Source organism: Sphingomonas limnosediminicola (genome assembly GCF_039537965.1).
Lineage (GTDB): Bacteria > Pseudomonadota > Alphaproteobacteria > Sphingomonadales > Sphingomonadaceae > Sphingomicrobium > Sphingomicrobium limnosediminicola.
In genome coordinates, this window is sequence record NZ_BAABBM010000001.1 from 872,203 (window position 1) to 885,377 (window position 13,175).

Consider the following 13,175-nt stretch of genomic DNA (forward strand, 5'->3'; position numbering starts at 1 on the left):
GCGCTTAGCGCCCAGCCGTTGAATCGTGCGCGAATCCACCCGGAGGGGAGCATCTCTCGTGAAAGCCATTCGCACGCTCGGCGCCTTGTTCGCCGCTACCTGCCTCGCATCGCCTGCATTCGCCGCGCCTGCCGAAGCGCCGAACCCGATCTTCACCGGCCGTGACCTGTTCGACCTTTCCGCCGCCTCCGATCCGCAGATCAGTCCCGACGGCCGCCTCGTGGCTTACGTCCGCCGCACCGCCGACATCATGACCGACAAGGCGCGCTCGTCGATCTGGCTGATCAACACGGCGACCGGCGAGCAGCGCCCGGTCGCTGCCGGCACGGGTGATAGCTTCAATCCGCGCTGGTCCCACGACGGTCGCCGCCTCGCTTACTCCTCGACCACGGAGGGCGGCGCGCCGCAGCTCTTCGTGCGCTGGATGGACAGCGGCCAGACCGTCCGCGTCACCGGCCTTCCCGACAGCCCACAGGCGCTCGCCTGGTCGCCCGACGACCGCCGCATCGCTTATGTCATGAACGTGCCTGACGAGGGCACCAAACTCGGCTCCGCGCCGCCCAAGCCGGAGGGTGCCAACTGGGCCAAGCCGCTCGAAGTGATCGATAAGGTCACCTATCGCGCCGATGGACAGGGCTACATCAAGCCCGGTTTCGACAAGATCTTCATGGTCGATGCCGACGGCGGCGCGCCGCGCCAGCTGACCTTCGGCGCCTATCATGACGGCGCACCCGAATGGACGCCGGACGGTCGTGCGATCCTGTTCAGCACGCTTCGCGATCCCGACTGGCAGCTCGCGGGCCGCGAGAGCGAAATCTACCGCCTCGACGTCGGCTCGGGCAGCATCACCACGTTGACCAACCGCAAGGGGCCGGACGTGGGGCCGGAAATCTCGCCCGACGGCCGCTCGATCGCTTTCATAGGCTTTGACGACAATCCCAAGGCCTTCCTGCAAACCCACATCTACGTGATGCCGGTGGGCGGCGGCACGCCGCGCGAGATCGCCACCGGCCTCGACCGCGACATCGGCCAGCTCGAGTGGGCACCGGGCGGAGGCGGGTTGATTGCCGGCTATGAAGAGGATGGCTCCTACACCGTCTCGCGCATCGGCATGGACGGCAGCGTCCGCCCGATCACCCACGACGCGGCGACCTCGGCCTATGACCGGCCCTACGCCGGCGGCGGCTTCAGCGTCGCCAAGAATGGCACCATTGCCTTCACCGTCAGCCCGGTCGATCGCCCGGCCGACGTCGCCATTTCGAGCGGCGGCGGCACGCGTCAGCTCACGCACCTCAATGACCTCACGCTCGGCGCGAAGCGTCTCGCGACGTTGCAGCCGCTATCCGTAAAAGCGCCCGACGGCGGCAATGTGCCGAGCTGGCTGCTGCTTCCGCCGACCTATCAGCCGGGCCAGCGCGTGCCGATGATCCTGGAAATCCACGGCGGTCCCTACGCGTCCTATGGCCCGCACTTCTCAACCGATTACCAGCTCTACGCGGCATCGGGATACGCGGTGCTCTACACCAACCCCCGCGGGTCGACCGGTTACGGGCAAGCCTTCGCCGACGGCATCGACAAGACCTATCCGGACAGCGACTTCGCCGACCTAATGGCCGCGGTGGACGCGGCGGTCGCAAGCGGCGTCGCCGACCCGAACAATCTGTTCGTCACTGGCGGATCGGGCGGCGGCATCCTCACCGCCTGGATCGTTGGCAAGACCGACCGCTTCAAGGCAGCCGCGGCGCAGAAGCCGGTAATCAACTGGGCCAGCATGGCGCTGACCAGCGACGGCACGCCCTTCTTCGGCCGCTACTGGATGGGCAGTGAGCCGTGGGAGAATTACCAGTCCTACTGGGCCCGCTCCCCACTCAGCCTGATCGCCAACGTAAAGACGCCGACCCTCGTCGTCGTCGGCAGCGAAGATTATCGCACGCCCGTGAGCGAAGCCGAGCAATTCTACGCCGCGCTGAAGCTCAAGCGGGTGCCGACGGCGCTGGTGAAGGTACCCGACGCCAGCCACGGCGGCATCGCCGCCCGCCCGAGCCAGTCGGCGGCCAAGGCGTCGGCGATCATCGCCTGGTTCGACAAATACCGGACCAACAAGGCCGCGCCGCCCGTCGCCGCGAACGAAGGGGCTTCCCCCGCGGGCGCTCACTAACTAACGGGCAAGTCATTGTTTTCGGCTCCGCGCCGTCCTGGCGCGGGTGCCGCGCTTAGCTCGGGGAGAGAACATGAAGACATTCCGCCTGCTTGCGGCGAGCGCAATTGCGCTTGCGGCCACTCAATCCTTCGCTGCGCCCGCCGGCGTCAGCGCCCAGCGCCTGTCGGAAATCGACAAGACGATTTCGTCCGACGCATTCGAAGGCCGTGGGCCGGCCACGCGCGCAGAGACCAAGACGATCAACTACATCGTCGACCAATATCGTCAGGCGGGGCTCCAGCCCGCCGGCGACACGGTCAACGGCAAGCGCCAGTGGACGCAGGTCGTCCCGCTGCTGAAGTCGGACATCACCGGCAACCCGCAGTTCACGCTGAACCTCGGCAACGGCCAGTCCATCCAGCTGACGCAGGGCGACCAGATTGCGCTGAAGGCGCCGCTTAACGGCCAGAAGACGATCAACCTCGCCAACACGCCCTTGCTGTTCGTCGGCTACGGCGTCTCGGCGCCGGAACGCGGCTGGAACGACTTCAAGGGCCAGGACGTGCGCGGCAAGCTGCTCGTCGTCCTCATCAACGACCCCGACTTCGAGGGCGGTGAAGGCGACTTCGGCGGCAAGGCGATGACCTATTACGGTCGCTGGACGTACAAGTACGAACAGGCTGCGAAGCTCGGCGCCGCCGGCGTGTTGATCGTCCACGAAACCGATCCCGCTTCCTACGGCTGGAACACGGTCAAGAACTCCAACACGAACACCCAATTCGACATCGTCCGCCAGAACCCGGCAGCCTCGCACACTGCCTTCGAAAGCTGGATTCAGCGCCCGCTCGCGCAACAGATCTTCGCTGCCTCTGACCTCAATTTCGATCAGGCCAAGGCGCAGGCGAAGACCAAAGCGTTCCAGCCGATCCCGCTAAAGGCGACGCTGACCGCGAACGCGCAAGCCGATGTCTCGACCATCAACTCGCACAACGTCGTCGGCTATCTCCCGGGCAAAAAGTATCCGGACGAGACGGTCATCTATAGCGCGCACTGGGATCACCTTGGCATCGGCAAGCCCGACGAGCGCGGCGACACCATCTATAATGGCGGTCTCGACAACGCGACCGGCATCGCCCAGCTGATCGAGCAGGCGCGCGCTTTCGTCCGCGAACCGCGCACCGACCGCTCGGTGGTTTTCCTCGCCGTCACGGCGGAGGAAAAGGGCCTGCTCGGGTCCGAATATTACGCGCAGAACCCGCTTTTCCCGGCAAGCAAGACGGTTGGCGTCCTCAACACGGATGGCGGCTCGATCTGGGGACCGGCGAAGAACTTCACCATCTCGGGCAGCGCCAAGCTCGACCTGCTCGACATGCTGATCGCGGAGGGCAAGAAGCAAAACCGCTACTACAGCCCCGATCCGCACCCGGAAGCCGGCCACTTCTTCCGCTCCGACCACTTCTCCTTCGCCAAGGTCGGCGTCCCGGCGATCAGCTTCGGCGACGGCAACGATCTCGTGAAGGGCGGCACCGCCCGCGGCGAGGCGCTCGGCAAGGAATATGTGACCAAGCACTACCACCAGCCGAGCGACGAATGGTCGCCCGCCTGGGATTTCACCGGCATGGCCCAGGACGTCCAGCTGCTCCACAACCTCGGCCGCGATCTCGCCAATTCGCGCCTGTGGCCGAACTGGGCGCCCGACGCCGAGTTCCGCGCCATCCGCGATAAGTCGGCGGCTGATCGCTCGCCGGACGCTGAGCCGACCGCCGTTCCGGCCAATGCTGCGACTGCGCCGAAGAAGGGCGAACGCGGCTAACGAACATCGCGCCTGCCCGGTCAAAATCGGCCGGGCCGGCGCGGTTGTTCGACCAGGTGAAAAAGAGTAGTTCCCTCTTTGTTCTAGAAAGGGAGTCGTTGGATGGCCGATCTTGTCTTCTTCACCAATCCCATGTCGCGCGGGCAGACGGTCCGCTGGATCCTGGAGGAGGTCGGCCAGCCCTACGACACCGAAATCCTCGATTATGCGACCACCATGAAGCAGGAGCCGTATCTTTCCATCAACCCGATGGGGAAGGTCCCGGCGATCGTGCACAAGGGCAAGGTCGTCACCGAAGTCGCCGCCATCTGCTGCTACCTCGCCGATGCATTCCCGGAAGCAAACCTCGCACCGCCGCCCCAGGATCGCGCGGACTTTTATCGCTGGATTTTCTTCACCTCGGGCCCGATCGAAGCGGCATTCAGCAACAAGGCGGCCGGCTGGGAACCCACGGCCGATAAGCAGCGGATGTTCGGCTACGGCAATTACGACCTTGCCATCAATACGCTTGAGCGGGCGCTGAGCAGCCGCGAATATCTTGCTGCCGACCACTTCACCGCAGCCGACTTGTTTGTCGGTGCAAACGTCAATTTCATGCTCAATTTCAACCTGCTCGAAAAGCGCCCGACGTTCGTCGATTACGCAAAGCGTATGACCGATCGTCCCGCATTCAAACGCGCGAAGGAGATCGACGGCAAGCTCATCGCCGAAGCGCAAGCCGCGCAAGCCCAGCCAGCCTAGCCCAACGGCCGTCATTGCGAGCGGCGCTGACGCGTGGCAATCCAGCGCGCTCGCCATGACGGAGAAACGCGTGGACGATCGGACCCGCCAGCAGGCCATAAACCTCTACGACTGCTTCACCCACGACGGCATGGAGCGCCGCACTTTCATGGCCGAGATGGTCAAGATCGCTGGCAGCGTCGCCGCGGCCGAACTCCTGATATCCGGCATCGCTGCCTCCCCTGCCGCAGCCGCGATCACCTCACCCGATGACCCGCACCTGACCACGCGCACGCAGGACCTGCCCGGCGGCTACAAAGCCTATGTCGCCGAGCCGCACACGCGATCGCTGAAGGCGACCGTGCTCGTTATCCACGAAAACCGCGGCCTCAACGACCACATCCGCGACGTCGCTCGCCGCGTCGCGCTGGCCGGCTACCGCGCCGTCGCCCCCGACATGCTTTCCCTGTCCGGCGGCACGCCCTCGAACGAGGAGACCGCCCGCGACGCCATCGGCAAGCTCGACCTCGGCAAGTCGGTCAACGACGCCGTTGCGATCGTCGCCGAGCTCAAGAAGTCGAGCCGCGGCGGCAAAATCGGCGCTGTCGGCTTCTGCTGGGGCGGCGGCTTCGTAAATCGCCTCGCGGTCGCGGCGGGCAGCGAACTCAATGTCGCCGTCCCTTATTACGGCCCCGCGCCCGATGCGTCGGAAGCGCCAAAGGTCCAGTCCGCAATGGTCATCCACGACGCCGGCCTCGACGAACGCGTCAACTCGACGTCGTTCCCCTGGGTCAACGCCCTGCGTGCCGCCGGCAAGCGCGTCCGCTTTTTCCTCTACGATGGCGTAAATCACGCCTTCAACAACGACACCTCTGCCGAGCGCTATAACAAGGAAGCAGCCGACCTGGCCTGGACGCGCACGCTGGCCGCTTTCAAGCGCGAGTTGGGGTGAGATACTGCGGCAATGACGATCGGGTCTGCGATCCTGTTAGTTGTTGGTGCGGCGGCCGGTGTTCAATCTGGCGGAGCCACTGAAGCTGCCAACGGATCGGCGAATGGCGCGGGAACACGCACTTTGTATGGCCCGCCAGCCCCGGAACAGGGAAAGGGAACAGTAAAAGTCCGGCTGCAGGATTGCTTGTCCGAAGATGCTCGGGAGGTTGTTGTGTGCGCCCAGCAGCGTCCGGCATTGCGGCCCGACCCTGACGTGTCGCAGGCTGGCAGACAGGCGCATGACAACAGCCGCTCCGCGACCGTTGCAGTCCCCGCCGCCCAGGCGAGCTGCGCTTCTTCGCCCAGAGGCTGCGGCACTGGTCTGGAGAACCTGGATTTGGCCAACGTCGCACTGGTCTTGGGGACGGCTGCAGTCCGGGCCGCCAAGGGCGAAGACTGGAAGAAGGCGTTCAAGACCGGCGGCCCGGACGAATATCAGCTCTATTTGGAGGCGAAGCGCCTGCGCGAAGCCCGCGCGGCCGAGCGCGCTCGCCTCGCTGCCGTCAAGGCAAGGCAGCACTGAGCATCAGGCTGCGTGATTACGAAAGGCAAAGGCCAGGGCGGAGCTGATTGCGACCGCGGCAAGGATGAGCGGAAGCGCTCCCGCGCGGCGCCGGCTTCGAAAGGCTTCTTTCATGGCTCGGCGTCCTTCGACTGGCTTGCATGCGGGTTCACCCGGACAGCGAGGATTCGAGATCACTCAACCGCCCGGGATCAGCCCCCAACGCTTTACAGGACAGGTGGAAGCACGGCTTCCGCCGGTCGATTTAGATGGTCTGAAGGTTCACTGCGCAAGGCTGACGGTCGCTGGCATGGCCGACATCGTAGCTCAGGCGCTGGCCGACCGTCGGGGCGATCGATTTGTCCCACAGGATCGCGCTGGTTTCGAAGCGGATATCGTTGCCGCCGGTCTCCGGCTTGATTTCGCCATGGCCCTTGTCGGTGTCGAACGACTTGACGGTTCCAAAATATTTCATGGTGGGTTCCTTGGTTGGCACGTACCGGAATGGCGCGGCCGCTAGGAGGCTTGAAAGATGGGCTGAGGAGCGACTTAGCGCCAAGGACCGTCGATAGCGACTGGTAGCAGTAAGTCAGATAGGACCTAAACGCCTGGTTGACAATGGCTTAGCAAAATAAAAAATATGACTAGAATAATATAAGTCTATAAGCGATTTGGAATGAAGTCATTTCTTTATTAATGGGCTGCTCCAATGTTTATTTGCGACATTAGAGACATACTTATTTGACTGTCTCAATAAGCGCATCGATATTTACAGCCTGCGCGCCGGTTTTTACCGGCTATTCCGTTCACGATCGTGACGATCAACCAGTTACGCGTGGACCCATCTGCGAAGACGGGAAAGACGGTCGAGGTTGCCGGACACTCGATAATGAGTCCATCCTTTGGCGCCCGCCTGCCCACCCGCCGAGGTGCCACGGCAATTAAGCCCCCGCGGGTCGTGACCGGCCGTTCTGCGCGCGCAATGACTATGGTCAATGCGCCGCCCTCTCTGGTATGCCCGACGCATCAGTTCGACCACCTTGTGAAGGTGCGGCATGACCCACGAACGTCCACTTGCGAGCCGGCCCCCGTGCTGACCGGGAAAAAGCTCCTGGTGCTCGCGCCGATCGCAGCCTGTCTGTCATTCGCCGCGGCGGCCGCGCAATCCGACGAGGGGCCGCCCCGCTGGGCCGCGAACATCGCGCGCAAGCAGCAGGTGATCATGCACGGCGTGCCGACACAGTATGCGCAAGCGCGCGACACCCTTCCCGACAACCAGGCGAAGCTGCGGCGCGGACGGATGCTGTTCGACTCGCATTGCACCGCTTGTCACGGCTGGACCGGTCAGGGCTCGGGACCGGAAGCGTTTGCGCTGGTCCCGGCGCCGGCGGACCTCGAATGGCTTGCGAGAACGCCGCGGGATCGTTCGGAACCCTATATGTATTGGACCGTCGCCGAGGGCGGTCGGCAGTTCGAATCCGATATGCCTGCTTTCAAGGACAGGCTGTCGAAAAAGGACATCTGGGCGATAATCGCCTATGTCCGTGCCGGCCTTCCGCGCAATTCGCCCTAGCTGACGGCGCATGTGAAAAGGGCCGGAGGATTGCTCCTCCGGCCCTTCGTGTAACCAGTCTTGCTGACGCTTAGCGGCGGTCGCCCATGAAGCGCAGCAGGAACAGGAACATGTTGATGAAGTCGAGATAGAGCTGAAGCGCGCCCATCACGGCGCTCTTGGCCATCATCTCGCCATGCCCTGCGACCTGGAAGTAGATGCTCTTGATCTTCTGCGTGTCGTAGGCGGTGAGGCCCGCGAACAGCAGCACGCCGATCGCGCTGATCGCCATGTCCATCGCCGGTGAGCGGAGGAACAGGTTGATCAGCAGCGCGATGAACAGGCCGACCACGCCCATGATCAGGAACGTGCCCATGCCTGAAAGATCGCGCTTGGTGGTGTAGCCGAACAGGCTCAGCCCCATGAACGCCGCCGCGACCGCGAAGAAGGTCTGCGCGATCGATGCACCGGTATAGACCAGGAACAGGCTGGAGAACTGCACGCCGACCAAACCGGCATAAAGCCAGAACAGCATCTGCGCCGTGCCGGCCGAGATCCGGTTGATGCCGAAGCTCAGCCACATCACGATTCCAAGCGGCGCGAACAGTGCGACCCAGAACAGGGCTGTCGCCTTGCCGGTGGCCGGGTCGGCGATCAGGTTGATGAGGCTGCTGTTGGCGAACAACAGGGCGACGATGCCGGTCAGCAGAACGCCCGACGCCATGTAGTTGTAAACTTTAAGCATGTACGACCGAAGGCCCGCATCCCGGGTGGCGGGTACGCCAACCGTTGCGGCGCTCACACCGGCATTCTGGCCGGTAGTGCTGCGCGGGTCTTGCCAAATGGCCATTTTCACTCCTCTTGCGCGGGCAAAGGGCCCGTTCGCTAAGACGGCAATATCGTAGATGCCCGGAACGACTTCAAGCGAAACCGGACAAGCCGTTTTTCGCCTAATCCTTACCGCGGCTTAGCCAGTCGTGGCCAAGCAGGCGCAGCTGGCTGAGCAAGGATACCAGAAAGGCTGTCGACCAGCCCAGCATCAGGATCCCGTTTGCCCCCTCGATCGAACCCAGGATCCTCCATTCCCGCCGCATGACGACGTCGCCGTAACCGATGGTCGAATAGGTGACCGTCGAGAAATAGAGCGCTTCCTCGAACGTCCGAAACGCGCCGATGCCGTCGTAGAGAAGGGCATAGACCCAGATTTCGACCGTATGGATCGCGACAATCCCCATCGCCGCCCCGATCAGCAGCGAAATCGGCAGGATGCGCGGGCTTTGGAACAATCGCGAATGCGAACGCAATATGCGGACGAGGACAGCCAGGCCCACCAGGTGAATGATCACCGTGACGAGCACCATCAGCGTTGCGATGACCAGCTGGATGAACACGAAGACTGTCGTGCGAATTTCCGGCGCCGCGCGCGATCAGCAAAACCCCGTACTAGCCTGCCCGCCCCGCCGCCTTATATTGGCCGCGTCATGTCGAAAGCCCCTGCCCGATCCGCCGCCAAGAAGCTCCCCGCCGTCACCATCGTGATCGAGTGGGAGAATGCCATCGACGTCGAAGACAAATGGACCGCCGCCGCGATGTCCGCGCTTGAACGTGAAATCGCGTCCGTTGCGCCCAGGATGGCCGCGAAGCCGCGCATCACTTACCTCTATGACACGAACGCCGTCGAGCCGGGCATCATCGAGCGCACGCTTGAGGCAGTCGCCCCCCGTCTCAAGGACCTCGCCGACCTTGAGATCCTGCCGACCGACGGGCTGACCTATTACAAGCTCAAGAATTTCGGCATCTCACGCGCCAAGACCGAGCTTTCGATCATGCTCGACAGCGACGCCGCGCCGCAGCCGGGCTGGCTCGAAAATCTCATCAAGCCCTTCTCCGATCCGGAAATGATGGCGGTCGGTGGTTTCACCGTGCTCGGCGCCGACGACTTCCTGTCCAAGACCTTCGCCCTGAGCTGGATCTTCGACCTCCGCTCGGAGCGCGAGAAGACCGTGAAGCGCGAGAAGATTCACGCCAACAATTGCGCGGTCCGGACCGATTTCTTCCGCGAGAACCCATTCCCCGATCTGCCGGCGTTCAAGAAGCAGTGCGGCTTCTGGCTTCGCGACCTCAGCGCGCGCGGCTACCAATATACCCGCACCGCCGACGCCATGACCGTCCACGCCCCCCACCCCGGCTACAGCTTCCTCGTCTGGCGCGCGTGGACGATGGGCCTCGACCGCGACTACCAGGCATTCCAGACCGCGACCAAGTCGCGCCTCGGCCGCTTCGCCTTCGCGTTCAAGTTCTTCGGCGGAAAGGTCGGCAAGAGCTGGTGGCGCATCTGGCGCAACGGCGACGAAGTCGGCCTCCCCGTCTGGCAGCGCCCCGCCGCGATGCTCGTCAGCCTCGGCTTCTACGGCATAGGCCTCGCCGGCGAGCTTGGCAGCGCCGTCGCCCGCAGCTTCGAACCCCTACCGCCGCCGAAGCCGAAGGCAGAAGCAAGAGCAAAGCCAGCGAGTCGAAAGACCGTGGCTGCCTGATGAGCGGGCGTTTCACCCTCATGCGGCGAATCCGCATTGGGCGGGGAAAGTGTTGCGTTAATGTTGGCGCCTAGCCTTCCGACGCCAAATTAACAGCATTGCTCGGCCGCGCCGCGGGTGCGACAGTGTGCGCATGGTGGAGGGGGCTCCCGTGGTCCGTCTGAGGCGGGCTGTTCGTGTCGCACTAGCGGCGCTTGCCACCTTGCTCGTCATCGTCGGCACTCCCTCCCTCGCCCAGCACCCGCAGCGCATCGTCGCTGTCGGCGATCTTCACGGGGACTTTCAGGCGTGGACGGCCATTGCCCGCGCCGCCGGGCTGGTCGATGGGCACGGTCATTGGGCGGGCGGTGCGACCGTTCTTGTGCAGGATGGCGACATCACGGACCGCGGGCCGGACTCGCTCAAGATCATCCGCAACCTTCAGCAGCTGCAGAAAGAGGCGCCGCGCAAGGGCGGAAAGGTCGTCGTCGTCCTCGGCAACCATGAGGCAATGCAGCTGCTCGGCGACTTTCGCTACACGACGCCAGGCGAATATGCCGCGTTCGTCGACGACCAGTCTGCCGCCCGCCGCGACCGCGTCTACGAACTCAACAAGGCGGCCATCGAAGCTGCGGCGCACGCCAAGGACCCCAAGCTCACGCCCGAGGCCATCCGAGCGCAGTGGCTCGCGGAGACCCCGCTCGGCTGGGTAGAGCACAAGCTTGCCTGGGCGCCTTCGGGCGAGCTCGGCAAATGGGCGGCCCGCAACCCGGCAGTCGTGAAGATCAGCGACACGGTCTTCGTCCACGGTGGCCTCAGCGCCGAATATGCCGCCACGGGAATCGACGAGATCAACCGTCGCGTCGCAGCCGCCATGGCCGCTGCCGACGACACGCCGGCCTCCATTCTCACCGGTCCGCTAGGCCCGCTCTGGTACCGAGGCCTCACGGGCCGTGATCCCGACGCGGAGGCCGAGCGCCCGCCAGCGACCAACGCCACGCCGCGCCCGACCATCGATCAGGAACTGACGGCCGTTCTCGCCGCCACCGGCGCCAAGCGCATCGTCATCGGCCACACACCGATCCTCACCGGCATCGCCATCCTCAATGGCGGCCGCCTAGTTCGCATCGATACCGGCATCTCCCGTTACTACGGCGGCCCGCTGACCTGGCTGGAGATCGTCGGCGATCAGCTTACTCCGCATACCGTTGGGAGGCCGGCGCCATGAAGCATCGCATCCTTACCTTACTCGCCTGCACGGCTATCGCGGCCCCTGCTGCCGCCGAGAAGCCGCTGTTCGAAGCGTCCGAGCCGATCCACCTCAAGATCCAGGCGCCGCTCCAGCCGCTGATCCGCAACCGATCGAGCGACGCACCCGTCACCGGCACGCTGACCGATCCGACAGGCGCCGCGCTTCCCGTCAGCCTTCAGCTTCGCGGGATCACCCGCCGCACTTCCGAAGTGTGCGACTTCCCGCCGCTCCGCGTCGACTTCACGACGGCGCCGCCGCAAAGCTCGCCCTTTAGTGGGCAAAAGCGCCTCAAGCTCGTCACTCACTGCAAGAGCTCGGCGTCGTTTCAGCAGCTCGTTCTGCTCGAATATTCCGCCTACCGGATGTTCAACCTGGTGTCGCCGAAGAGCTTTCGCGTCCGCCTCGCCAACATCGATTATGTTGGCGCCGACGCCAAACCGTTCACCTCGCGCATCGGCTTCTTCATCGAGGACCTGAGCGACGTCGCCAAGCGCAACGGCACGAAGTCGAGCCACGCCCCCGAACGCATTCCGCTTGCCGACCTAAGCGGGCCGGACGCGGCACGCTTCGCGCTGTTCGAATATATGATCGCCAACTACGACTGGTCGATGCGCGCCGGTCCGCCGGGCGAAGAATGTTGCCACAATGGGCGCCTGATCGGCCCGCTGGCGCCCGGCCAGACCGTGCCCATCCCCTATGACTTCGACTTCTCGGGGTTTGTCAGCGCGCCCTATGCCGGCCCGCCGCCCGAGTTGGACATCACCGACATCCATCAGCGGCTCTACCGCGGCTATTGCATCCACAATCCGGACGCAGTCGCCGCTGCCCGGCAATTTCGCAGCCTGCAGCCGCAGATCCTCGGCGTGCTTGGCCAGACACCGGGCCTAGAACCGAACACGCAGCAGCGGGCGACGAAGTTCCTCAACGGCTTTTTCGCCGACATCGCGAACGACGAAAGCACCGCCGCTCGCGTGCTCAAGAAGTGCGTCAGCTAGCGGGCTTGGTATCGCCCGTCTCGACGACCACGGTCGCCACCGCGACGGCCTCGGGGTGGTTGTCGGGATTATAGTCGCTGAGGAAGCGCTTCATCCCCGCGCGCTCGCCATATTCGGTCATCCACAGCCCGACGAAGGTGTAGGTGAAGGCGATCGTGACGAGCGCCGCCAGCTCGACCGCGCCGATGCCCGCCGATAGCCCAATCGCCACCGCGAGCAGGATGAACAGCGCGTCGCCCGAACTCTTCAGCGAATTCCTGAACCGCACCGCACCCGCGATGCCGGCCAGCGAAAACGCCAGGGCCAGCGAGTTCTGGACGATAATAACGATGCCGGTGACGACCATCGGCAGCACGATGATCGTGTTGATCAGCGACTGGTCATATTCGTCGTCGTTGCGGATCCCCATGTAGACCCAGCTGACCGGCAGCGAGAGCAGCAGCGACGACACCAAGGCCACCGCCAGCCAGAACAGGCTCTGCCCCAAATTGTTGACGTGCGCCGCGCGCACTGCCTCGCTCGCCTGCAGCGGGTTCTTGGTCGGGTTCGATATGAGCTGTTCGACGCCGCCGATCGGCAGCCAGTTCAGCACCGCCGGCCAGATTTTGATCGCCGCGAACACGGCGATGCCAATGACGGCAAAATAGACGGTGAGCTTCGCAAGGAGCTTCGTCGCGCGCATTCCAGACCCCCCT

Annotated in this window: 13 protein-coding genes; 9 read left to right on the top strand and 4 right to left on the bottom strand. The window is 64.2% G+C overall.

Going from position 1 to position 13,175, the window contains the following annotated elements:
* Window positions 1–58 precede the first annotated feature (58 nt).
* The 5 genes from ABD704_RS04505 to ABD704_RS04525 all read left to right on the top strand — a co-directional run bounded on the left by ABD704_RS04505 (window position 59) and on the right by ABD704_RS04525 (window position 6,189).
* Window positions 59–2,158 carry a prolyl oligopeptidase family serine peptidase gene (locus ABD704_RS04505; RefSeq protein ID WP_425565393.1) on the top strand — a complete coding sequence of 700 codons (2,100 nt, stop codon included), beginning with the start codon at window positions 59–61 and terminating at the stop codon, window positions 2,156–2,158.
* A 73-nt stretch (window positions 2,159–2,231) separates the two neighbouring features.
* Window positions 2,232–3,953, top strand: a complete 1,722-nt coding sequence (locus ABD704_RS04510) for a M28 family metallopeptidase (protein ID WP_344698487.1) — start codon at window positions 2,232–2,234, stop codon at window positions 3,951–3,953.
* Window positions 3,954–4,055: 102 nt separating this feature from the next.
* Entirely contained in the window at window positions 4,056–4,694 is a 639-nt protein-coding gene (locus ABD704_RS04515) for a glutathione S-transferase family protein (protein ID WP_344698488.1), read from the top strand.
* Between the two features lie 70 nt (window positions 4,695–4,764).
* On the top strand, window positions 4,765–5,625 hold the full coding sequence (locus tag ABD704_RS04520) for a dienelactone hydrolase family protein (RefSeq protein WP_344698489.1): 861 nt from the start codon (window positions 4,765–4,767) through the stop codon (window positions 5,623–5,625).
* Between the two features lie 399 nt (window positions 5,626–6,024).
* The gene (locus ABD704_RS04525; RefSeq protein WP_344698490.1) at window positions 6,025–6,189 is read left to right on the top strand and encodes a hypothetical protein; all 165 of its coding nucleotides are present in this window, start codon (window positions 6,025–6,027) and stop codon (window positions 6,187–6,189) included.
* A gap of 244 nt (window positions 6,190–6,433) precedes the next feature.
* Here ABD704_RS04525 and ABD704_RS04530 read toward each other — a convergent pair whose 3' ends face one another.
* Window positions 6,434–6,643: a cold-shock protein gene (locus ABD704_RS04530; RefSeq protein ID WP_344698491.1), complete on the bottom strand. Its 210-nt coding sequence runs from the start codon at window positions 6,641–6,643 to the stop codon at window positions 6,434–6,436.
* Between the two features lie 615 nt (window positions 6,644–7,258).
* Between ABD704_RS04530 and ABD704_RS04535 the strand changes: the two genes are divergently transcribed.
* Entirely contained in the window at window positions 7,259–7,741 is a 483-nt protein-coding gene (locus ABD704_RS04535; protein ID WP_344698492.1) for a c-type cytochrome, read from the top strand.
* A gap of 70 nt (window positions 7,742–7,811) precedes the next feature.
* On the opposite strand, the gene ABD704_RS04540 is transcribed toward ABD704_RS04535, so the two are convergent.
* Both ABD704_RS04540 and ABD704_RS04545 read right to left on the bottom strand, forming a co-directional pair.
* Window positions 7,812–8,570 (bottom strand): Bax inhibitor-1/YccA family protein, encoded by a 759-nt coding sequence (locus tag ABD704_RS04540; protein ID WP_425565394.1) that lies wholly within the window; start codon window positions 8,568–8,570, stop codon window positions 7,812–7,814.
* Window positions 8,571–8,670: 100 nt separating this feature from the next.
* A complete protein-coding gene (locus tag ABD704_RS04545) occupies window positions 8,671–9,111 on the bottom strand; it encodes a potassium channel family protein (protein ID WP_344698493.1) in 441 nt (146 codons plus the stop codon).
* A gap of 90 nt (window positions 9,112–9,201) precedes the next feature.
* Here ABD704_RS04545 and ABD704_RS04550 point away from each other — a divergent pair, with 90 nt between their 5' ends.
* The 3 genes from ABD704_RS04550 (at window position 9,202) to ABD704_RS04560 (ending at window position 12,480) form a co-directional block, all read left to right on the top strand.
* Entirely contained in the window at window positions 9,202–10,254 is a 1,053-nt protein-coding gene (locus ABD704_RS04550; protein WP_344698494.1) for a glycosyltransferase, read from the top strand.
* Between the two features lie 151 nt (window positions 10,255–10,405).
* Window positions 10,406–11,461, top strand: coding sequence for a metallophosphoesterase (locus ABD704_RS04555; protein WP_344698495.1), 1,056 nt, complete (start codon window positions 10,406–10,408; stop codon window positions 11,459–11,461).
* Entirely contained in the window at window positions 11,458–12,480 is a 1,023-nt protein-coding gene (locus tag ABD704_RS04560; protein WP_344698496.1) for a hypothetical protein, read from the top strand. The genes ABD704_RS04555 and ABD704_RS04560 overlap by 4 nt, the downstream gene beginning before the upstream one ends.
* Here ABD704_RS04560 and ABD704_RS04565 read toward each other — a convergent pair.
* Window positions 12,473–13,162, bottom strand: a complete 690-nt coding sequence (locus ABD704_RS04565) for a DUF4956 domain-containing protein (protein WP_344698497.1) — start codon at window positions 13,160–13,162, stop codon at window positions 12,473–12,475. The genes ABD704_RS04560 and ABD704_RS04565 overlap by 8 nt on opposite strands.
* Between the last annotated feature and the right edge of the window lie 13 nt (window positions 13,163–13,175).